This window comes from Marinobacter sp. 1-4A (genome assembly GCF_016597725.1).
Taxonomy (GTDB): domain Bacteria; phylum Pseudomonadota; class Gammaproteobacteria; order Pseudomonadales; family Oleiphilaceae; genus Marinobacter.
The window spans coordinates 122,912-146,371 of the sequence record NZ_VCGY01000001.1; the positions used below are offsets into that span (position 1 = coordinate 122,912).

The window sequence follows — 23,460 nt, forward strand, 5'->3', positions numbered from 1 at the left end:
GAACAGTGCACCGCTGCGTCATTTTTTTCGGGTGTTACTGAGTCATTGTAGCTTTATGTTACTACGCTGACAGACTATCCTATGTCCCAAAAGGGAGGTCGGCCGTAAGAAGGTTTATGAAAAATATAGTATTTCGATTAGAGGAAAAAGACGGCATCGCCAGGGTCCGGGAGCCTGTAAGTGTTGGTGTTCCGCTACCAAAAAGTATGGCTCATACTGTAAAGAATGTTTCGCTTACTGATGGAGATGAGACGCTCACGGTTCAATTTCTACCTCTCGCTTATTGGCCCGACGGTAGCATTAGGTGGCTTCATGCTTGCTTTCTTATAAGTCTAGAGCCGAACGAAAGGAAGGACTTAGTACTAGCCCAACGCGGCGCAACACCGCTCCATTCAGCAGAACCCTTTGTTACGCCTGAAACTAGGGGCACAGCCATACCAACTTCAATAGGTAGCGTTGTCTTGCAACAAGACGACCTGTCTTGGGAGGTCCGCGCGCACAACGATGACATCACACCGTCTACCGTGATCTTAAACGATGAGAACAATATAGCATGCTTGGCAAAACCGGATACGGACTGGGAAATCACCCATACAGGCCCAGTATTTGTGGCAGCAGTCTTAAAGGGCCAATGGATAAACCAGCTCAGCGAGCCACTTGCAAGGTTTGAGTGCGAGCTACGTATCTTTCCGGAAACTAGCCTAGTACAGGTAGAGCTAGTAACACATAATCCCAGACGCGCCCGACATCCGGGCGGCTTGTGGGATTTAGGTGACTCAGGTTCCTTACACTTCCGCGAACTTGCGATAGAAACAACCGTATCTGGCCCAAGCCGCGCCAAGGTCATCCCACAGGCTACCGATGAAGGCTCTTACGCTATTGACCTTGTAAGCTTTAATCTTTATCAGGATTCAAGTGGTGGGGACAACTGGAGAAGTCGAAATCACGTAGGCGCGAACGGTGAAATAACAACTCAATTCTGTGGATACCGCCTCACTAGTACGGGTAACATCAAACTCGAAGGTAGGCGAGCAAACCCTCTAATAAGTATAGATAACAGCTATGGACAGCTGGAGTTGGCAATACCCCACTTCTGGCAGAACTTTCCAACAAGCCTTCGGAAAAAAGGAAACAAGGTTACCGTTGCACTCTTCCCAAAAGATGCGAAGAGTGCCTACGAACTACAAGGCGGCGAAAGGAAGACTCTGCGCTACCTCATGGCTCATCAGGGAAATTCCAGTTTACCTGCAATGGCCTACACACCTTTGATACCAACAATTGCCCCAGAGTATTATGAGCTGTCTGGCGCTTTCCCTTGGTTTAAAGCCAATAAACAACCTAGCCTGCTAGACCAGCTCATTGCCGAAGGACTTGAAGGAAAGTCTAACTTTTTTGCAAAAAGAGAAATAATTGACGAATTTGGTTGGCGCAACTTTGGCGATATCTTTGCAGACCATGAAACCCTCTATCAGGCCAAAAATGAAGAGCCTTTCATATCCCATTACAACAACCAGTACGACGCAATATACGGCTTTGCGCGTCAATTCGCACTCACTGGAGAGAGGCGCTGGTTTGAGTTGATGGATGATTTGGCACGCCATGTTGCAGATATAGACATTTATCACACTGAGGAAGATCGAGCAGAATACAATAATGGCCTATTCTGGCATACCGATCATTATCTTGATGCCCATACGGCTACTCACCGAACTTTTTCAAAGCTCAATGACACAAGTTCGACGCCGGGACAAACAGGTGGCGGACCAGCGGCTGAGCACTGCTACACTACCGGGTTGCTTTATCACCATTACATGACCGGTTCGCAAGCTTCACGGGATGCAGTTCTTCAACTAGCAAATTGGATTCGAATTTCCCACGAAGGTCAAGGCGGCCTATTAGAGCAAATCCTTGCCGTAAAGAAGCACGATCTGCCTAAGTTAAAAGCTCTACTTAAAGGCCAGCAAACATCCATCCACCAGTACCCGTTTACCAGAGGTACAGGCAACTATATCAACGCCCTCCTGGACGCATCGCTATTAGAGCCTGACGGAAACTGGCTCAAACATGCAGAAGATGTGATTAGCAAAACCATTCACCCATTAGACAATATAGATGAACGAAACTTGCTGAACGTGGAAACTGGCTGGTCATACCTGATACTGATGACTAGTATTGCCCGGTACCTGCACATCAAAATGGAATTCGGCGATACTGATGCCCATTTGGTATACGCGCACGAGGCATTCATGCATTACACCAACTGGATGCTGGAGAATGAGCGCCCTTTCCTGTCAGATCCTGAGCAACTTGAATTTCCCAACGATACTTGGGTAGCCCAGGATATACGCAAAGCGATGCTGATGTTTCAGGCAGCAGAGCTGAGCTCGGTGAACGCAAAAAGCTTCCAGAATAGAGGACACCAGTGGTTAGAGGAAATCGTTAAAACGCTAGCCAAAAGTGAACAAAAGCACTATTCAAGGATTCTGATTATACTGATGCAAAATTATGGCCCCCATCAGACAAGCTCAATGAAGGATGTGTTCAAGTTGTCAGGCGAACCCTCAAAAGCAGCGTCAGGTAAGCCTCCAATTCTAACTTGGGGAGCACTGATCAATAGAATATTTACCAGACTGGTTCGGGGCGCACTCACATTCCGGCCATCAAAAGAGCGTGCCTGGATTGAAGCTCGATTGGATCGCACTTAATATGCAGACTTTAAAACGCTTCCTGAAACTAGTCTTTCGGGCCCTCGCATTCCCCGTGTACTTGCTCTTCTTGCTATTCGCTCAGTTTGGTAATACTGATAGCGTGTTCATGTCATTTTCGCAGGGTCTAAGCCTTATACCTGGAAAATTTGGGACCTACTTACGTGCCGCTTTCTACCACCTTACCTGCCCAGACACCTCTGACGAAATATCAGTGGGCTTTTTGACGATACTATCCCATCGCAACACAAATATCGCAAAAGGGGTCTACATCGGGCCTCAGTGTAATATTGGCATGTGCTCGATCGGAGAAAACACTTTACTCGGTAGTGGAGTACATGTTTTAAGCGGAAGTAACCAACATGAATTTTCAGATATTACGAAACCCATTCAGGAGCAAGGCGGCCACTTTGAAAAAGTCCGAATAGGGGCAGACTGCTGGTTAGGAAACACTGCACTAGTGATGGCGAGCCTCGAAGACCAGAGCATACTTGCGGCAGGCAGCGTCCTCACTAAACCTACAATCAGGGGAGATATTCTGGCGGGCAACCCGGCGAAATGTATCAGCAATCGCTTAAAACCCAACACAGCCTATTCGCCCAAGCCATCACAGGTGGCCGAATAATGAAGAGCTTTGCAGAAGCAATATACTACCGCTCACCGACCCTCTTGCAGAACTTATTAGTGTCCGCTTATGGATACAAGTTGTACCATAAGCGTTACTCAGGATCGCTCTACCGCGACATTATGGAAAAGGTTCGCGTCAGCCGATCTTGGAGCTCAGAAGAGACCGAGGCATACCAAAGCGAGCGTCTGCACGAAATGGTGAAGCATTGTCGTTTAAATATCCCTTACTACCAGCAACAATTTGCGGAGCATGGGATCCACGAAAACGACATTACGGCAACAGAGCACATTAAACGCTTGCCAATTCTCCAAAAACAGACACTCAAAGAGCATTCGCGACTATTTAGACAGCCCGGCACAAAACCCTTTATGCTTCAGCACACGAGCGGTAGCACGGGCACGCCGTTGGCACTCATGGTCAACGAAGAAACCTACAAGCTTGCTATGGCGCTGCTGGTAGAGCATGAAGAGAGCCACGGTGTTCCATTTGGCGCAAAACGCGCAACGTTCGCTGGAAGAATGGTTCAACCGGCCACCAATATGACGCCCCCATTTGCCAGAATGAACCGGGCCGAAAACCAAAAGCTGTTTTCCAGCTACCACCTCAACAGCCAGACATTCTCTTGGTACCGCGCAGAATTGGACCGATTTAAACCCGCCGAACTTATAGGTTATCCGTCTGCTATCTGCGACCTTGCAACACATTACAAAAACACAGGCGTTTCACCAGCATTTCGCCCAACGGCTATCATTACCAACTCAGAGACCCTCCTTGAGTGGCAACGAGCAATTATCGAGGGTGTGTTCGATTGCAAGGTTAGTGATTATTATGGCACCGCGGAATACGTGCTTTTCGCCGGTCAAGATAAGAGCGGTGTTTATCGTTTAAACCCACTTATAGGAATAACCGAACTCTTATCACAACCTGACGTAAGCGAGGCCGGAAAGTTAATTGCAACAACATTAACAAATACAACAATGCCCCTACTCCGATATGACCTTGGAGATACAGCCGAACGCCAATCAGACTTCAAATCAGGCAGCACCGTTCACCAGCTGAAAGCAATTTATGGTCGCGTAGACGACTATATTGAAACACCAGATGGAAGAAAGATCGGTCGTATAGATCATATTTTTAAAGCGTTGAATGGCGTTTCAGAGGCTCAAGTTACTCAGGATGCTCCGGATCACTGCACTATCACAATAGTTGCTAACTCCACACTGTCGGAAATAGATAAAGAAATAATTAAAAACAATTTCTTAAATCGCACGAGCGCAAAGCTTCGGGTAACAGTGGAAACTGTCTCCGCAATACCTCGAGGTCCCAATGGAAAGTTCAAAAGTGTGCAGCGAATAAAGTAACTATGAATAATGATTCTTGTTTATATATCCATTTTGATTAATTGGATATCTCGTTCAAACGTATAAATAGGAATGAAACATGAGATTAACGTTTATTACTATTGTTGTTCCGGCTCACAATGAGGAAAATTACATAGAGGAATGTTTAAACTCTCTCCAAACACAAGACTACCCAAAAGAAAAATATGAAATAATAGTTGTAAATAATAACTCAAAGGATCGCACTCGCCAAATAGCCGAAGAGTTCAAGGTCAACATTATCGACCATAAAGAAGGGCCAGTAGGTGCCGTACGAAATGCAGGTGCAGAACGAGCTCGCGGGGATTACCTAGCTTTCATAGACGCTGACTGCATTGCACCTAAAAACTGGGTTACACAGGGAGTTAAATCTCTTTCTTCTGATGACTCAGTTTATGGTGGCGGTTGCGATTTACGATTAGACCCCCATTGGATTGAGAGAGCCTGGTTGCTAGAGAACAAGGAACCTCCGAGAGAACTTTTAGGATGCTGCATTTTCATTAAAAAAAGTGATTTTTTAACTGTCGGTGGTTTCGACGAGACGATCTCCTCTGGCGAAGATACAAAACTCTCTGTAACTTTGAGGGCTCTCGGTTACACCATCAAAATGAAAAAAGCACTAAATGTTATCCACCTAGGCAACCCACTAACCATAAAGCAGTTTATTTCTCGCCAAATATGGCATTCAGAAAACTACATTCAAAACTGGGTCGACACAAAAAAGGACGTTACATTTTATCTAACTGTTTTTTTTATAATTAGTCTGACCTCATTAACCGCTAGCATGCTCATAGAAAATTCAAATATGTCCCTGATATACTTAATTTTGACACTATCAATACCAACAATACTCACGATAAAAAGATTAAGCAGGTCAAAAAACAGAAAGCATAACTTAGAGAACATCTTCAAAATCTACTTATTAGATTTTATATATTTAGTTGGACGAAGCGTTGGGCTAATAAAAAGCACCTTGAAATATTTAAAATAAACTACTTCACACCTATGTCGCCAGGCGGGTTAGGCGAAAGCATATTTCCTGAACCGTTATGGAATTGAGATTCAAGATAACTTGGAATATCGTTACGAATGACTAGGTCATCAATTGAATACCATTCCTCATGGCGATCTGTATCGGGATAAGTACGAAAATAGTCATTTCCGCCTATCGCAACTATATTCCATTTTGCATTTTGATTTTGAGTATTGGAAGATCGAATCCAGGGAATTTTTTTGCTGACAATTATCTGCTTATCACTCAACCACATACGAAACTCACCATCTTTGCGATCGGGCGCAGAATTCATTTTTACGAAGAAACCTAACTTCGTCCAAGAGTCTCCCGAGCCAAAAAGCTGATCATGCTCAACAACCCCAGATGAATCTTTCAAAAGACCTCCGTTCACACGATCAGGTAGGTTTGGATTCTCTCCATTTGCCCCCATACCATCAAGATGGCTTTTAAGACTGATATTGAATCCGCCGAGACTTCCCGGTGTTATAAAGTGCCCAATATCGGGTATATCGTGTTGTGTGAATTTGTAGTTGTCACCATGCGGCCCTCCTCTCAAAGCCAAACCAGCTCGCATACCGTATGTGTTCATACTGTAGTCCCAAATTGCCATAGGACCAAGATCACCCCCAGGGAATGCTTGATACTCTGACCCGGTTTCGCTCCAACTTGATATTCGAAACATCTTGGACACTGAACCAGTAAGACCTCCGGCCAATGAGCGCGTCCAATTAGGATCAAACCGAATCCAAAACTCGACGTAAATCTGGTCAAATCCAACTGGAAAATACTTGAGTAACATTGACTCGGATGGCCAGTAATTTTGATCGAAGCTATCTCGGTAACTCACAAAACTCTTACCCGTACCGCCTCGAGCTTTATCTGCATTGGACGCAAGGATCTCGATGGTTTCATGTCGGTCTGGGTGTCCTGTCGAAGGCGCCCATTTGGGGTCTTGGCGAATCGAATACCAGCCAGTTGGGATGATGTCAGTTGCGGCTCTCTGGACCGTTGATGAGCTGTGCATAGCACTAGTCCAGTCCGGCTGATCGTCGAAATTTTCCTCGAAAATGACTTCTGCACTGAGATTAAAGGCGAGCGCACTGGATACCACAACAATACCCAAAACACAGGGCTTTAGAATAGTTTTGAGTCTCATAAATTCTCCAGATTGTAGCAATTTATACTCTCCTCAATACCCAGAGAGAACAAAACCTGCGGCAAAACATATTTATGTCAATGTACGACTTGCCCAACTTTTAATCAATTTAAAGTTGTAGCTTTTTTGGTACATTCTTATATAAATGTAACCACTTATAACACAAAAACATAAAAACCTGCTCCGTAGGTTCCTAATGCTTAATTCGAGACGTACTAGTTTCGAAGGCTGTCAAAATCGAAGTAATCGTATGCAAGGTAAGCAGACTGAAGCAAAAATGCTTTCACGCCGTCGTTGTCGAGTCGATAGAAGTCTGAACGGAACTTTTTTGCAACCATTGAATCCATCGACCTGAAGCCCTGCTTAAAATGACGTCGTAGCATCAAGCTCGTCCACATCAATATGGCTATTTTTTTACCATCAACGAAAAACCCTTCTGGCCTACTCTCAATTTTCGCTAGCCCCCCATCGAACGGAACGGGGTGACGGTGCTCCAGAAAGGACCAATTAAATATCGCTGTTTCGTCACTACTTAGCCAATCAACCCTTGAGATCTCTGCCTGAACCAAGTGGTTAATAAGGCACTGTTCACCATCAGAAAACCAATAAGCTCCTCTATCTTCAGGCCAGCTCATCCGCTTTTCGACCATACTAATTAATAGCTCTATATCGGCTTTCTCGGGAACATAGAACAAACCTCCAATCGCGAAACTCTTCCCCTCAACCTCAAGCCCGCCACCACAGTCAAAAAGCTCTTGATCTTCACAGGATCCATGCGGAACAACACTAACATTTTTAGGATTTATATAATCGTCCAAATTTGCCAACACTACCGAGTCAGAATCAATCCAACACACACCAGAGTTTTTGTAATTATATGCCTCAAGCATTAACGAGAACTTAAAAGAGGTTCGTGAGAAGAAACTACCGTCACCATCTACAATAGATTTCAATATATCTCGTGGGATTTCGATAACTTCACAGTTAGCAGGAACGGGCCAATCTGGTTCTCTATCAACATATGCCAGAATTTTATTGTCTGGGTTATATTTTGAAAAGCTAAAAAGCAACCCCTTTAATGCGACATTCAAATAAAACGCACCATATGCCGCCGTAATATAAGTAATCATACTCGCACCGACCGTTGTTAAAATTAAATTTTCATAAACACAAAAGACTTAAAATAACCTTAAACAATAAAATAACAAATCATATCAAGTTTGATGCTTTATTAATTCTTATTAAAACTATAGTTTGAAGCGATTCTGCCAAAATTAATGAACTTCTTCTCAATAAACTTATAAGAAACCAAAGAAATAGCATGAGTTATCAAAAATGAAAAAATAATCATATATATCAACCTTGTGCTCGAGTTATGAATTTCGAAATAAGATATACCTACAACCAGAAAAGCAATAACAAGATTATGATATAGGTATGTACTATAAGAAACCTTACCATAATGCTCTAAAAATCTATCCAATTTACTCGGCAACTCTATATCCGAAAAGGTAACCAGTGCAACTAAAGCAACCGACGAAATTCCAAAAAACACCCACTCATTAGGAATAAAAATATACATCTCAATAGGCACTATCTGGTTAACCATGAGAACATTCATTAAAATAATTGTAAAAGTGGTTAAAATAAAGAACCACAAATTAAATCTAAAATCACTCGATTTATACAAGGAACCAATGCACGCGCCCGAACAGAATGTAAAAGCAAAAATAAGCAATAAATTACTACTCAAATCAACAGCACCGCTACGATATAACAAGTATGCAAAAGCTCCTAACAACACCGGACCTATTATACCGACGAATCTTAAGAGCAAAACAATCAAGGGAAATGCCAGATAATATTGGAACTCAACAGGCAGGCTCCAAAAAGCGTTATTAAACAAACCTCCTGTTCCAGAGATATTGAAAGACAAAGATAAGTACATCAATACATCCTTTACGGTGTAGTCCTTTGTAAACTGATCAGCAACCCAGTACTTCGGATCACCAACATACCACTCCCTGAATAGAAACCCAGCACATATATATATAATTAATGCAAAAGCATATGCAGGCCAGATTCTAAAAAATCGTTTTACATAAAATCGAATTGGGGACTCGGTTGAAATATCCCTATTACTTATAAAAAGCGTCACGCCGCTGAGCGTAAAGAAAAGAGCAACACCCAAAGTACCCAAATCGAAAATCGATAGAAGAACGCTACTGGAAACAGTATCTTTTTCTGTGTACGCCACTTCTGTAGCTCTGTTCACATGAGAACAGATCACCCAAAAAGCCGCAATACCTCGTAACCATGTCAACTGGGTTAGGTTAGTTTTCTTTTTAGCTACCATTCAAACTTTTCCATTATCTAAGGCATCTATCGCGGCAATGCCGACGATAGAATTTTAATCCATTTACGACTGCCTTCCGAATTTAGGTGTAATCCGTCGCCGATGTGAAGGTGCTCAGGGAGAAAACCGTCGATTGCTAGCTCTCGGTATGTATTAACGAAAACCACGTTTTCATACTTCTCCGAAAGTTTTGATAATGATTCATTAACATCTCGTACCTTTTCATTCAATTCACCAGCCTTTGTCCGGCTAGCCGAAACCGGCAAAACAGTGTGTAGATAGACTGACTCCGCAAACTTTAGAGAATTAATAGTTGCCTCTATATTTTGATAAATGTCATCAACGGCGACTCCCCGACTTAGATCGTTTATGCCTATCGCGATTGCATAATTTGATAACTTTCGATGCTTCAGATCTTCCTGAACCCTACGATAAAGGTTTTTTGTATGATCATGTCCAATTCCAAAGTTCTGGAAAGATGGGTCAGCTCGACCAACTGCAAGCCCGTGTACTAGACTGTCACCATAAAAAGGTATCGCCGTTTCCGGAATATCCATCAACTGCCTGCGTAGAATTATTTCTGTGTTATCAATAAAATAGGAAACCCTTCTATCCCCAGCTTTGCAGTCTTCATAGTGCTGGTACCCTAGATACGCTAAAGCAAAAATTGCAAACACTGAAATCAAAAAATTGAACTTAAAGTATCCAGTTGTCACTGCTAACCTCATCAACACTTATACTTACGTACCCTTAGGATCGTAATAGTTCTACGAAAGTTTCGTGACCAGTCTGAGATAGCCTCGCGCAATGCGTACCCAGTCGAACCGTTCTCTGGCGTAGGCGGTACGTTCTGCGTTGCCACGTAAATCCTGAGATGCTCTTCTGTAAAAATTGAGCCCTGCCATCCACTCGTCCACGTTAAGAGTGGGAATAATTCGCCCGTGAGTATCACCCGTAATGATATCTACTGGGCCTGCAGTATGTGTGCTGATGACTGGTGTGCCAAAAAATAGAGATTCAATCACGGCCATCCCATAAATTTCGTAGTCGCTCGGTAGAATAAACACATCCGCCTGTTCATAGAGATCTGGGAGTTCTTGCTGGGTCAACAGTCCGACCAAATGCAAATTAGTCAGATTAAGTTTCTTCTGGGCTGTTTCTACATCAACAAGGCAAGGCCCGGCCCCAACCAGCACGAAATGCTGGTCGGCATTCGCTTTGTGCGCCAGTTCAGCAATAAACAGAGGATTTCGGCGTTTTTCGATACTTCCAACGTAAACAATCAGTTGCTCATTAGCTCCAACATCTAGATGAGCTCTCCAATCGCGGGTTTTACGAATCCTAAATTTCTCAAAATCTAGCCCAACCGGTACTACGTGAGTGTTCAGATAACCTTTAGAGCTCAAATAGCTACTTGCCTGAGAGGTCTTGCAAAACGCCCCTACTGAATGTGCGCTAAGAAGGGGGCGAAATAGCCTATGATGGACAGCCTCGTAAAGCGCCCATTTTCGACCTGATAATAGACGGTACATGCCTTGATAAATTCCAAACTTAATCCCATTTTTAAAGCAAATTCGAGCTATCAGATAAGAGGCAAAATTTCCTTCTTCATTAATTTGTACGTAGTCATAACCCCCCCTATTCAGAACCATATTGGCTTTAAGATAAACAGGCTCCCCAAGTAAAGGTATTACCCGGTATGGAATTTCAATGATTTTTATCGTACCGTCTGACTCATCAACCGTCTTCTCGCTATACTTCCCTGAGGACGAAGCGATAATTATATCGACAACATGCCCAAGCCGCTGAAGACCTTTTGCTAAACCCATTTCTTGGGAGTTATAGGAAGCTGGATCTTGCGTCGAAGAGTCAGTTCTGAATATGGCAATCTTCATTCAGACTCCTTTTTTAATAGTTTAAAGCTACTTTTTCGAAGCAGATATATTAACTTTAGGCTGTATTCAAATACGTATGCCCATACCTCACTGCGTTTCGATAGAATAAACGACAAAGCCAATATTGCAGAACCATATAAAACAAAGAATGCAACACTATTTGCAAAAAGAAATAAAAAAGTTTTATGGGGAATAAACAAACTCACTGACATAACTATAAAAAAAGACAACAATAACGGCAGCGTCAAGAACAAAATTTGCTTTGTGAAACTTGCGTCAATCAATCGACAACAAAAGTACAAGAAAAGAACAACAGAAATTAGACCAATAAAGCTTCTCATCCAGATAAAATCAATTAAATTCATACTACGAGCTAAAAATAAAACCCCGAATATGGCGACCAAGGAAAGAAAGTCGTACCAAAAAACGAATTTAACCTTAGAAAGGGCAAAACAGATATTATTGAGAATTCCTCCAAGGGCGAATGCAAACAAGAGCGGGGTCATCGCTTGCATCAGTGGAGCGGCTTCGAGCCAACTTTCACCTAAAAGATAATAAATAATTGGCTCATGAAACTTGTATATAAATGCGACAAATGGAGCTGTGAATATGGAGATAACTAATAGCGCTAATGACACCTGTTGACGCAACTTCACGTGGTCAGATCGTACACTCGAAAATGTAGCTAACAATGGTTCTACTGACGGCTGAATGATTTCATTCGCAGGCATAATCGTGAATTCACGGGCTATATTAAATTTTCCCAGCTGCGCCAATGAGTAAAACTGGGAGACTAGTAGCGTATCAGCTTGTGCTCGTAGATAACCGATACTGCCTCTGGCTAGCATCCACTTTGAGAACGACCATTGCGTCCCAATATTTCGCACCGACAGTTTTGGGCGTCTCTCGCAGTAAGAGTAGCTCAAAACCAAGCTAGCTAGGCTCGCAATGATATCCCCGACGATGATTGCCCAAAAAGACTGCGTCAAAAGAGCAACTACAACAACTGCCGCAAAACTAATTAGCTTTGAGATCACTCCTATTTTAAAGATAATGCCGTAATTAAGTTCGCGGCGCTGAACATAGAGTTCAGGATTGACAAGAGCCCTTATAAATATTACAGGTATAAGAATTGCGACAGCATAGATGATATTGGGATCGTCATAGAACCAACTAATACCCGGAAGCAAAATATAGAGAATCAGGCAAACGACTGTTTTCAAGCCTAGATTTAGCGTCCATGCAGTATTTACGGTCTCGTCACTGCTGTCCTCTGCCTGAACGATATATTGCTGAATACCGGTATTGGAAAGGACGTCTGAAAAATGAATAATGAGTGCAGATACTGCAACAATCCCGAAGTCTTCAGGGGTAAGCAGTCTTGCAAGTATTAGTGTGCTTATTAGCCCAAGTGAACGCTGAAAGAATCGGATTCCAACTAACAGGCCAGAGCTTTGAAATAGCTTTTTAACCGTACTCATAGTCCGGTCGAACCTTTCGTATCTCTATAAATTCGGCTGTAAGAATCAATCATTCGATCTTGGGAGAACGCCTTGTGGAAAACCCTTTTGCTTTCTTTTGAAAACCTATCCATCAAAGATCGGTCACCCGCCATCTGTCGTATTGCCTTCGCGAAGCTTCCTATATTATCAGGCTCGGTCAGCAAGCCCGTGTCTCCGTGTATAACGATTTCCGGGTTCCCTCCAACATTGGTCGCAATTGCCGGAACACCAAGACTCATGGCCTCCAGAAGCGTCATTGAGGTGCCTTCTGTGTGAGAGCTAAGAAGGAAAATATCCATGACGGCAAGATAGTTGACTGGCTCTGGCTTAAACCCAGTGAAAATAACATTCTTGTCAATTCCTAAATCTTTAGCCTTCTCCTCGAGCAGGTTTCGATCAGGTCCGTCTCCCACCATCAGCAGTTTACTGTTCGGCAATTGCTCCAAAACGACAGCGAAAGCATCTAGCATCAGAGACTGATTTTTTACGGGGTCGAGCCGTGCAACGGTTCCCAAAACCAACTCCGATTCCAATATCCCGAGATTCTTTCGGAGAGCTTGCACAGCACTAAGGTCCAACTCGAACCCCTTGATGCCGTTGTAGAGAACCTCAATACACTTTTCCGGAATGAACTCGTATCTCGATAGGGCTGTTTTCGTCGCACCTGAAATCGCGATAATCTTATCCGTCATTAAAGCCAATAGCGGGTTTACAAGCATTGCTTTATATCGATACCGGTCAGGATGAAAGCGCCCGTGCTCCGTGAAAACAACTTTAGTTTTAAGGCCGACCGCTGCCAGGAGGCCATAGACCCAAGGCGTGTACTGATGACAGTGAATAATGTCGATACTGCGTTCTCGGATCTGGTTGCGAATCTGTTTTATCAATTCAACATCGAATCCTGGCTTCCGTCGTAGGCTAAATACATCAACACCCTGCCCTCTGACTTGGTCACCTATTGCACCAATACTTCCGTCGATACACGCTATTGTATTTATGAACCCCGTCTTCGGGAGGCCAGTAACAAGCTGACGAATAACCTGTTCGGTCCCACCGATGCCCATGTTGAAGGTGATGTGCAGGATGCGTAGAGGCAGGTGCTGAGTACTCACGATTGATACGTCCCGTTTCGTACTTTTCTAGTCATTAAGAAATAGAATCCAGGGCCAAGCAATAGAACAACAGGCAACAGCCACTTAAATATATAGCTAACTTCTTCAAATACGTAGCGTTTGGTCATAAAGTGAAGCGTGTCATCAAAAATTACGTATTTAGTATTATAGGCTTCAAAAAGATAGTCGACTTCAGTCGAGGTGTAACCCGCTTCGATATAATAACGCCTAAAATCCTCAGGGTTCTGTGTAAGCTGTTCAAGACTTCCATCCATCTCAACGCCAAAGTCGGGGTCGACTAACAGCCAATTACCCTTATCGTCTTCAAATTCGACAACAACATGACCTTTAAATGACACAATTCTATTTTCAATTTTGTGGTTATCTAAGATGCTGGACAATACTGTAGACGCGTCGCCACAAATACCAATACCACGTCGGATATTGCGCTTGTAATTTGCATAGTGATACCGTTCAAATTGAGGGAGCCCGGAAAACGTTCCAATAGCCCACAAAAAGTAGTTTTCCCATATCGGAACCAACTGCCTGTACTCTTTAGGATCCACCTCCATCCAATCAATATGAACTAAGCTTTCATTAACAACGCGATTTGCTTTTTTGGCTATATCCCTTATCGACCTTAACTCATATAGTTGATCAATAGCTTCCATACTGGTCGTATACGACCATACCTCTTCGGGTATGAATCTAAGCTTTTCATGATCAACAACACCTAAACCCGGTTTGCGTACTGTCTGAAATAATCCATAAATGTTTATTAGCAATAGGAGCATACCAACAACAAATAAAGTAAAGAATACGGCATCGAGAGCTAGTACTTTTTTTGGTCGTAAGTTTTCTTGCACATTTATCATATAGTCCCGCCCCAATTTACGTGCATTTATGCCGCCCACTTAAATCTTGACCTCATATTCATGAATGGTAGCTCAACGATTCGGTAAAGCACTTCCGCAGCCACGACTGACAGTAGAAACACTATAGATAGATAGACGAGAAAAGGTAGATCAATTGTAACTCGGTTTACCAAAGCAATTGCGTCCGGATGCAAAAGATAAATTGCATACGACCGAGTAGCAATGTAATTAGCACCAGGAAAAAAAAGATTCCACCGGATTTTATTACTCGAGTTAGCAAAAACAACCCATGCACCAAACATCATTGCCCGCGCCATAAACCCTGGGTCACCCAGCCAGCTCAGCGGAAACCATCTTTGATAGAAGTACAAAACAAAGAATACCGTCGACACTATAGCCATGCCGAATGAGTATTTTAGTAGAACACTCCAGATCTGGTTGTGCTGGTATTTTATGCATGCCAACATAACTCCCATAATACAACAGTCTAATCTTACGTGAGTCTCCAGATTAGTGCCGTACCATCCTAGATATCTAAATATTGCGGGTAAGAAAAAAAGTAACACCAATAAGGACAGTCGTATGTTAGGCTTTACGTATACAGTCAGTGCAAGAAACGGCGCAATAAACAAATAAAACTGCTCCTCTACTGCCAGAGACCAACTGACTGAAAAAATATCAAGAGGGTAATCGTAATTCTGAATAAAGAAAAAATATGTCCATGGAGTTGAAGGATCCTCCTTGGTAAGAATTTGCTGGCCCATAGTGTAAATAAGCACCACGTAGTACGCGGGCAGCGTCCTCATCCACCGACGCACCCAGAAACGGCGAACATTTATCCCTCCCTGTGCCATCTCCTTAAACAATAGACTGCCCAGAAGCCAACCCGACAAAACAAAAAATAGATCGACACCCATCCCGCCCAGCTGCGCGGGTGCTAAATGCGTTGGAGCACCAAACCCAAGAACTGAATGGGCAAACAGCACCATCAGTATCGCAATACTCCTAAGCGAATCCAGAGAACGTATACGATTGTGTCCTGCGACCATCATCTGTTGTACCTTTGCCACCAAAGCGCAAATGCCAACATGCTCCATAACTCTTGTGTGAAGCTATCGTCTCCCCCTATGTGCCGATCCCAAAGGTCCCCTACTCGCTCCATATCGAAGCAGTATGACAATCCACCATCTCTATCCGTAAGCAAGCTGTGTGCAATAGGACGAAGTTCATTCCGCAACCACTGTGCCAAAGGCACTGAAAAACCCATTTTTTTCCGGTATAGAATGTCTTCCGGCAGCATGCGCTCAAACGCTTTTTTTAGAATGTATTTCTTCTCTTTGCCGTGGAGTTTTAACGCTGCCGGTATCTGCGCCGCATACTCCACCACCCGATAATCCAAAAGCGGCGCACGAGTTTCTAGCGAGTTAGCCATACTCATGCGGTCTACCTTCACCAGAATATCCCCGGGGAGATAAGTTTTAATGTCTGCATAAAGAATGCTGGAGAGGTGATCATCCGTATCCGCATTATTGTAATGAGCTCGCGTTATATCCGCGGGGTCATAATCTCGGGTTTCACGTTTCAGCTCGCCTGTAACGAGGTCATTCCAAATGTCTCTTCGGAAGAAGCTATTTGTGATAAAAAAGGCCTCGTCCGGATCCAGCGCGAGGGTACTCAGGAGCGATCTGGCTTTGCTCGTTGGGCCGGAGTTTACCATTCCTGCGAGACGTGCAAGCCCGGGGAAGAGGTTGTGGCGCACTCCCGCCGGAAAAAGACCACGTAACCGGTTTTCAACTTGGTCGGTGTAGTATTTGCTATAGCCCGCAAAATTTTCATCACCACCATCGCCCGCCAGCGCCACGGTCACTTTCTGGCGTGCCAGTTGTGATACAAAATATGTGGGTACAAAGGAGGGGTCCGCAAAGGGTTCATCAAAGAAGCGCGCAATGCTGCTGAGGCTTTCTGCAACATTGTCTTTCACGGTAAATTCGTGATGGTCGGTCTTGAATTGCTCGGCAACTTTTTTGGCCCAGTGCACTTCATCAAATCGTTTTGAATCGAAACCAATGGCGCAGGTTGTTACGGGTGTGTCGGTGTGGCCTGTCATTAAGCCCACTACTGCACTCGAATCAATTCCGCCACTCAAGAATGCCCCTAGCGGAACGTCGCTTACCATTCGTAGTCGAACTGCGTCGTCGATTAAGTTGTAAAGCCCATCCTGTAACTCCTCAACGCTTGCGCTTGAGGGCGCGCCAAATGATACATCCCAGTACTGTTCTTGATGTGTATGGGTGCCGTCTGTTTCTAGCCAATAGCCGGGGGCCAGTTTATGGATGTTCTTATAGATGGTTTTTGGGTCTGGCACGTACTGGTAGGCAAAAAAATCTTTAATTGCGTCGAAGCGTAACTCGGTTTTAACGAAAGGTGCGGGTGTTAGAGCTTTTAATTCGGAGGCAAAGGCGAAGTGTCCGTTTGCCTCATAGAAGTAAAGAGGTTTTTTTCCAAGGCGATCCCTTGCCAGAAATAGTTTGCGAGCGGTTCGATCCCAGATGGAGAGTGCGAACATACCATTAAGTAGCTTAAGGCATTCAGGGCCATGTATTTCATAGAGCGCGAGCAGCACTTCTGTATCAGTTCGCGTGCGAAAGCTATGCCCCTGATTGATGAGATCGCTGCGAAGTTCCTGAAAATTGTAGATTTCGCCGTTATACGCAATTACGTAACGCTCGGAAGCAGAGACCATTGGCTGGGTACCCGCTTCACTCAAATCCAGAATGCTAAGCCTGCGGTGCACCAATCCTACCGCGTCATCAAGCCAGACAGCTCCGGCATCTGGTCCGCGGTGAATGATCGCTTGCCCCATGGCATTGAGCCAACCTTCGTGTGCTTCTCTGTCAGGTGTTGAGGTGGTACGTAGGAAGCCAGCCAATCCACACATTAAACCAACTCACTCTGCTTGGATGTGACAGCTTCTGTCTTACCTACGAGCTTTCTGAATAGAACCTCATACTCATCTGCCATACGAGCGGCAGAGTAGCGTTCATGAATCATTTGCCGGGCATTGTGGCTAAGGCTTTGTGCCAGCAATGGGTCGCTTAACGCCTGCTTGCAGCATGCTTCTAACGCAGTCTTGTCGCCAAAGGGGGCGAGAAGACCGGTTTTTCCATGCTCCACTAACTGATCAACACCGGGAATGTCGTAGGCGACTACGGGAATGCCTACGGCCATGGCTTCCATCATGCAACGGGGGATACCCTCCAATGAGGAAGTCATAACGAACAGACTGAATTTTGAAAGCAATTCCAAGCGGTCACTACGAAAGCCCAAAAACTCGACTGCTTTAGCGCTGCTAAGTTCTGCTGCTTGCGCCTCTAGCTCCTGCCTTTGACTGCCATCGCCTAGTAACTGCAGCTGTATATCTGGCTCTTGTTTATAGAGTTGATCGAATACCTCTATAAGGTCAGGTATCCCCTTTCTAGGAATCATTTGGCCGATAAACCCTATGACTCGTGAGCCTGAATCAACATTATTTTTCTGTGGCAGGCTGGCCAGAGTTGCATCGATTTCCTTAAGGTCGACACCGTTCCGGATAAATGACGTTTTGGCCTCAGGTACTTTGAATCGCTTCATGTCATCCATAAGTTCCTCAGAAAGAGGAACGACTTGGTCGAAATAACGAAGCATGTGGGTGCCAATGCGGATAAAAGTCGCAAGCTTGAAACCTACATTGCCAGAGAACCCGTGAGGCGTGCTCACACAGGCGATGCCAGTTTTCTTAGCAGCAAGGAGTCCTAGAATGTCAGACTTGTAGCCATGTGTATGGATAACATCAATGTTTCTATCTCGTATGACCTCAGCCAATCTACCTACCACTCGGAAATCAAAGCGGCCATTCATCTTCAAGCGATAAACATTACCTGCAGAGGCTGGGTAATACTCTGCAACGGACAGGTCTTGGTTCTGCCCCTCATCAGACACAGCGAGATCACATTGCGTTGTATCGAGGTTAATATTATTAGCCAACGCTAACACCCACCGCTCGGCCCCATAAAAACCCGCAGGAGTAATAAACTGTAGTATCCTAACTTTTTTCATTGATTAAGTCCTTTCAGCTCTTTCCTGCTTATGGGTACTTGCATTTCGAGTCGGCACTATCGTTGATAACGGGTGCAGGTAGTAAACCTTAATAGCAACTGCGAGGAACAGGATCGTCCAGTAGAGAATTTCTGCTCTAAATTGATTTATAAAGGTGCTCGTTACGAGGTAGCCTAAAATGGAACACTCCAGTGCTAAAATATGAAAGTATTTTTCATAGTCCTTTCTGCCTAAAACGAACCGTTTTGCTTTCTGAGACATTCGATACAGGCTGCCCAGCATCACCAAAAACACAATCAGGCCATGCCAACCAATCTCCGAAAGCGCTTGAAACCAAATTGAATGGACTGTTTTGAAAGGTACTCCCTCTCTCTCTGTTTCCGTCAAGTAAGACGGCGATAAAAGGTTATACCCGTATACACCCATACCTAGTGGGTAGTCGTCCATCATTTCAAACGTAGTCATCCAAAATAAAACTCTGTGTGATCCCCTCTCGCCACTGTCCGAGCTCTGGAGTGAAGACATTCGCTGCCAAAATAAGTCGTCAGTCACATACAAGCCCCCGGCTAGACCGACCATGACAATAAGCACAGCAAGACCACGCTGACCTTTTTGACGGTACTTAGAAAACATCATATAAAGAAGAAACATCCCGGAGCTTGCAATTGTCCCGAGAAATGCTCCTCGACTGTTGAAAAGAACGAGTGCATTGGCAATTAAAGCTCCACAAAAAAAACATAGAAATCGTACTTTTTTGTTACCCATCCAAGCGTAATAGAGCAAAATGGCACCTGCTGGTACAAGAGCAGCAGAGACTCCATTGCTGTCACTACCGTCAGGCAAAGCAATACCTTCAAGTCTATCCCCAGAATTACGGCCCATAGACGTAGCAAGCTGCCCAATATAGGCACATCCAAGTATGTATGCCCATAAAGAAATCTTGAGCGCCACCTCGCTGTTGAGAAGCTTATATGCAACGAGAATTATTACAACCAACTTAAGATATATGAATGTGAATTTATCGTGAACACTCGGTGCTAAAGCCCAAAGTTTTGCGAGATAGAAAAAGAAAACCAAAACAATCAAATAAATAAATACTGGCTGCTGCTTCCAAGGACTTATTTTACTGAGATTTTTGTATTTCAACAAAAGAACGAAAACCATTAAAATCGATGCTATAAAGGAATAGCGTAACCCAGGTATATTCGCAGACCACCAACGATCATCTGGGTTAAGAAAGTAAACAATTTGATACAGAATGAAAGCAGCTGCACCAGTATAAAAAAGCGCAGCAACTATACAACCGAAAAAAACAACCAAAAAAAGCAACGCAAACTTAGACATCAGCGCTGCTCCTGCCCCGGACGCGCACTACTCCAAGTCACCTGAGTCTGCCCCTGCAGCGCCTTTACAATGCCCCGAACCGCATAGCCGTTAACCATTACAAAATAATAGGGAGTAGCAACCCAAACCGGTAACTGGTTACGATTTTTGGACAGATGCCCAGCTAGCGTCAGCGCCAGCATCAACATGGCGCCTGCGGTAATCAGTTGAAACAGGCCGAGGCCCGCAAAAGCTAGGATCACACTGCCTGCTACACCTACAAGTAGAAATAACGGAATAAGCCAGCGCAGAAGCTTGTGGGAGATAACCTCAAACGCAAAGACTCCCGATTTCGCGGGGTTCATTACCTGCCCTACCCGCATAAGACCACGGATGCTGCGGTTTACGATGCGTTCTTTGCGCGCTACTTCCCGGTCGAAATCGCCAGCAGTTTCTTCAAAGCACTTTGCATCGGCATCGAACACGCCCCGGTAGCCTTTGGCGATAATTTGCAGGGGGTTCACAAAATCGTTGATGTCCTGCTGCTGAAGCGGCTCCCAAAGTTTGGTGCGAATGGCATAAATAGCGCCATCGCCACCCACTACAGAATGCAGGCGGGATTCCATGGCTTTGATAGCCAGTTCGTAGCGCCAGTAGAGATTTTCATTCCGTGCGCTGGCGCCCTGATCGCCATCGGTATAGAGGGCGGCCCCTACGGCATAACCCACGTCCAGATCGGCGAAATTGCGTACCAGTTTACTAATCGCATCGCTCGCGTACATGGCGTTGGCATCGCTGAACACGGTGATGTCGGCAGTAATCTGTTCCATGGCCAGATTGATGCCCATGGTTTTACCCAATCTACCTTCCTGCCGAACCAGTACAATGCGCTCGTTTTCAAACTCTGTCACAGCTTCGTCGGTGCCATCGTCTGAGCCATCCGAAACCACTATGATCCGAAGCAGCTCTGGTGGGTAATCCAGTTCCAGAGCATTTTGTAGCTTCTGCCGGATTACACCTTCTTCGTTGTAGCAGGAGATAATCAAAGCCACAGAAGGCTTTTGCTCGCCTCGGCGATGGGTAATGTCTGGTAGGCCCCGGGTAAGCACCCACAATATGGCCGGGTACCCGAAATACACATACACGGGTACGGCAAGACAAAGCAGTGTGAACAGCAGTACAAACGTCATAGGGTGATGTATCGCCTCAGTTTTGGGCCAAGCCAGTTGGCAAACGGTAGTGGCAGTAGTCGCCAGATACTTTCGATAAAGGGCCTTAGCCGGGATACCAACGATAGTCCCGCTCCAGCGGAATCCGCGCTGGGCGGCGTTTGTGAACCCTTGCGGTATTCCGTCCAAACCAGCTCATAAGGCTGGGCACCCCACTGTTTTTTGAAGCGGTAGGTGCCTTCATTCAATGTGGAACGGCCAAAATCGAACCGTGTGTAACCCAGATCACAGACGTGGCTCAATAAGGTCCAGTAAAGCAGCATGTTGGGCGCAAGCCTGTTGAACTCTTCCAACGTAGATGCCCAAGGAATACAAGCCTCTTTACCGCCTAAAAGCACAATACCCGCACCCACGGGCTTATCGTTCTGGAATACAAGGCCAATGAGCATGTAATCGCCGTAAGCGGCTTTCAAGTCCTTAAACCACTGCAAGCTGTGCACGGGAGATCCAAGTCTGTGCATGTTCTGGGCGAATACCTCATAAAATAGGGGTACCGCGTCTGCTTCGGTGCGCAACTCCGCTCTCAGCCCGTTTTTCTCTGCTTTGCGAATCTGACTGCGCAACTTGGGCTTGTAGCTTTTAAACAGGGCCTCACTGTTTTCTGGTAAGTCGCACAGCATTCGTACCTTGGTATTGCCGGGCAACGCTTCAATTCTCTGCCTATTCTGTTCCGCTGTCGCGTCTTTTTCGGTACTCAGTGCTGGCCCGCCCTCCCGAACTTCCAGTGTTTTGATGTTGTGCGCTTGCGCCAGCGTTAAGGCCTCGGTAATAAGCAGTTCTCGTATTTCCGCACTGTTCGCCAGCGCACCACCGAGATCACAGAATGGCAGAGAAGCCAGGCGGCTTACGCCGACGGGTGATTTCACCTCTACCAGAGGCAATACACCGCACAACGTCTCGTTTCGGTGAACGCTAACCACCCAGCCTGTATGGCCATAGGCACTCTCTGTTGCCTGCAGCCAAGCCCTATTGTGATACGGCGTCACTTTGGGGTGCCCAGCGACAAACCGGTTATAGTCGTCTGCCGGAAACCTGCTTAGTCGGGAGGCCCGTGTTTGGAATTCAGCGTTCATTGCTGGCACTTGCCTCTCCAAGCCAGCGCTTTCGTGCTCGTCTGGCTACATCTTCAAGCTTCAATTTAAAGCGAGGGCGCTGCAAAGCGATCTGGACCAGATTACGATGAAAATGGCCGAGATTGGATTTATAACGCTCATCCCCACCCATGAAGTCGTAATAGTGGAAGCCGTGATGGCGATAGTCTTCAACACACAAGCTGTGGCCTAGCAAGCCAGGCTTGAGGCGGTTATCTGTATCAACAGCCATGCCCCCAAGATAAAAATACACGACCTGATTGTGCAGCAGGTTATAAAAACAGGCGATTTCTTCGTCGCCAGCCATGACTGAAATCAAGTCAACGCCACCCTCTGCCCACTGCTCACGTATTAGCTCTCGGTGAAAACGAACGAAATCCGGATTGGCAAACCCACTTTGGTCGGGCCCGCTACCCCACCGTTCTAAATGCCTTGGGCCGATGCGATCAAACACCGCTAGCGCCTCGTCTGCAGAATCTGGACGAACCAACTTTACTTCGCCACGTTCGCTGTAAAGCCGGTGCGCGCGGTTAATTTGGTAGCGAGTATTGCGTGAAAGCGTGTCAAGATACTGTTCTCCGTTTCTGCGCAGGCTATCAAGGTCAACGCCAAAGCAGGGTGCTTCCCAGCGCAGGTGCTTGTATAGGCCGGTAATTTTGGCATAAATATCCGCTTCCTCTGCGTCGATGGCGCCTAGAATAAACTCGTCCCAGCCCTGCATATTGCGGCACAGGTGCTCTAGGCACGCTTTGGCGACAGCGTCTTCCTTGCCGCGCTCCGCCAGAAACCCGTTGTATTCTATCCAGATTTGATCCAACAGTTTGTGGCCGGTTTGATGTAAGCGCAGGCAGCGGGATTTTAGAACGCCATGGCGGCGTTCATCGGTTTCCACCACTAGCCCTAGCCCCACCAGGCGATCACCTTCCGTAACTCGAAGTACCAGCGCATCTGGCTCGTACACACGCAGCCAATGCCCGAGCCATTGCCAGGAGAGAAACACCGTGGGTTGTGCACGGGCTTCCAAATCCAGCCAGTCGTTCTGCAAAGTTGCACACGCTGCGGCTGGCTCTGTTGTTACGGTCAGCATGGCTGCTGTCAT

Annotated in this window: 19 protein-coding genes; 4 read left to right on the forward strand and 15 right to left on the reverse strand. The window is 45.4% G+C overall.

What is annotated here, in order from left to right; all coding sequences use genetic code 11:
* The first annotated feature begins 116 nt into the window (after positions 1-116).
* The 4 genes from FE845_RS00500 to FE845_RS00515 all read left to right on the forward strand — a co-directional run bounded on the left by FE845_RS00500 (position 117) and on the right by FE845_RS00515 (position 5,703).
* Positions 117-2,705 (forward strand): hypothetical protein, encoded by a 2,589-nt coding sequence (locus FE845_RS00500; protein WP_200360766.1) that lies wholly within the window; start codon positions 117-119, stop codon positions 2,703-2,705.
* Positions 2,680-3,330 (forward strand): acyltransferase, encoded by a 651-nt coding sequence (locus FE845_RS00505; protein WP_227713976.1) that lies wholly within the window; start codon positions 2,680-2,682, stop codon positions 3,328-3,330. Before FE845_RS00500 ends, FE845_RS00505 begins: the two co-directional genes overlap by 26 nt.
* Positions 3,330-4,694, forward strand: a complete 1,365-nt coding sequence (locus FE845_RS00510) for a phenylacetate--CoA ligase family protein (protein ID WP_200360768.1) — start codon at positions 3,330-3,332, stop codon at positions 4,692-4,694. Before FE845_RS00505 ends, FE845_RS00510 begins: the two co-directional genes overlap by 1 nt.
* 79 nt (positions 4,695-4,773) lie before the next feature.
* Positions 4,774-5,703 carry a glycosyltransferase gene (locus FE845_RS00515; RefSeq protein WP_200360770.1) on the forward strand — a complete coding sequence of 310 codons (930 nt, stop codon included), beginning with the start codon at positions 4,774-4,776 and terminating at the stop codon, positions 5,701-5,703.
* Between the two features lies 1 nt (position 5,704).
* On the opposite strand, the gene FE845_RS00520 is transcribed toward FE845_RS00515, so the two are convergent.
* From FE845_RS00520 to FE845_RS00590, 15 genes are all read right to left on the reverse strand, one after another.
* Complete coding sequence (locus FE845_RS00520) at positions 5,705-6,883, reverse strand: hypothetical protein (protein ID WP_200360772.1); 1,179 nt, start codon at positions 6,881-6,883, stop codon at positions 5,705-5,707.
* A gap of 215 nt (positions 6,884-7,098) precedes the next feature.
* The gene (locus tag FE845_RS00525) at positions 7,099-8,013 is read right to left on the reverse strand and encodes a hypothetical protein (RefSeq protein WP_200360773.1); all 915 of its coding nucleotides are present in this window, start codon (positions 8,011-8,013) and stop codon (positions 7,099-7,101) included.
* 101 nt (positions 8,014-8,114) lie between these two features.
* Entirely contained in the window at positions 8,115-9,239 is a 1,125-nt protein-coding gene (locus FE845_RS00530) for an acyltransferase family protein (protein ID WP_200360775.1), read from the reverse strand.
* Between the two features lie 26 nt (positions 9,240-9,265).
* Positions 9,266-9,955: a GDSL-type esterase/lipase family protein gene (locus FE845_RS00535; protein ID WP_200360777.1), complete on the reverse strand. Its 690-nt coding sequence runs from the start codon at positions 9,953-9,955 to the stop codon at positions 9,266-9,268.
* A gap of 51 nt (positions 9,956-10,006) precedes the next feature.
* Positions 10,007-11,134, reverse strand: a complete 1,128-nt coding sequence (locus FE845_RS00540; RefSeq protein ID WP_200360779.1) for a glycosyltransferase family 4 protein — start codon at positions 11,132-11,134, stop codon at positions 10,007-10,009.
* A complete protein-coding gene (locus tag FE845_RS00545) occupies positions 11,131-12,615 on the reverse strand; it encodes an oligosaccharide flippase family protein (RefSeq protein ID WP_200360781.1) in 1,485 nt (494 codons plus the stop codon). Before FE845_RS00545 ends, FE845_RS00540 begins: the two co-directional genes overlap by 4 nt.
* Entirely contained in the window at positions 12,612-13,748 is a 1,137-nt protein-coding gene (locus tag FE845_RS00550) for a glycosyltransferase family 4 protein (protein WP_320159653.1), read from the reverse strand. The genes FE845_RS00545 and FE845_RS00550 overlap by 4 nt, the downstream gene beginning before the upstream one ends.
* Complete coding sequence (locus FE845_RS00555) at positions 13,745-14,662, reverse strand: hypothetical protein (protein WP_200360783.1); 918 nt, start codon at positions 14,660-14,662, stop codon at positions 13,745-13,747. The genes FE845_RS00550 and FE845_RS00555 overlap by 4 nt, the downstream gene beginning before the upstream one ends.
* On the reverse strand, positions 14,650-15,720 hold the full coding sequence (locus tag FE845_RS00560; RefSeq protein WP_320159654.1) for an acyltransferase: 1,071 nt from the start codon (positions 15,718-15,720) through the stop codon (positions 14,650-14,652). Before FE845_RS00560 ends, FE845_RS00555 begins: the two co-directional genes overlap by 13 nt.
* Positions 15,672-17,561 carry an asparagine synthase (glutamine-hydrolyzing) gene (gene asnB / locus FE845_RS00565; RefSeq protein ID WP_200360786.1) on the reverse strand — a complete coding sequence of 630 codons (1,890 nt, stop codon included), beginning with the start codon at positions 17,559-17,561 and terminating at the stop codon, positions 15,672-15,674. Before asnB ends, FE845_RS00560 begins: the two co-directional genes overlap by 49 nt.
* Positions 17,561-18,718, reverse strand: a complete 1,158-nt coding sequence (locus FE845_RS00570; RefSeq protein WP_200360788.1) for a glycosyltransferase family 4 protein — start codon at positions 18,716-18,718, stop codon at positions 17,561-17,563. The genes asnB and FE845_RS00570 overlap by 1 nt, the downstream gene beginning before the upstream one ends.
* 3 nt (positions 18,719-18,721) lie before the next feature.
* Positions 18,722-20,062 (reverse strand): O-antigen ligase family protein, encoded by a 1,341-nt coding sequence (locus FE845_RS00575; protein WP_200360790.1) that lies wholly within the window; start codon positions 20,060-20,062, stop codon positions 18,722-18,724.
* Positions 20,062-21,231: a glycosyltransferase family 2 protein gene (locus FE845_RS00580; protein WP_200360792.1), complete on the reverse strand. Its 1,170-nt coding sequence runs from the start codon at positions 21,229-21,231 to the stop codon at positions 20,062-20,064. Before FE845_RS00580 ends, FE845_RS00575 begins: the two co-directional genes overlap by 1 nt.
* A complete protein-coding gene (locus FE845_RS00585) occupies positions 21,228-22,343 on the reverse strand; it encodes a GNAT family N-acetyltransferase (protein ID WP_200361835.1) in 1,116 nt (371 codons plus the stop codon). Before FE845_RS00585 ends, FE845_RS00580 begins: the two co-directional genes overlap by 4 nt.
* A complete protein-coding gene (locus FE845_RS00590) occupies positions 22,333-23,460 on the reverse strand; it encodes a GNAT family N-acetyltransferase (protein WP_227713977.1) in 1,128 nt (375 codons plus the stop codon). Before FE845_RS00590 ends, FE845_RS00585 begins: the two co-directional genes overlap by 11 nt.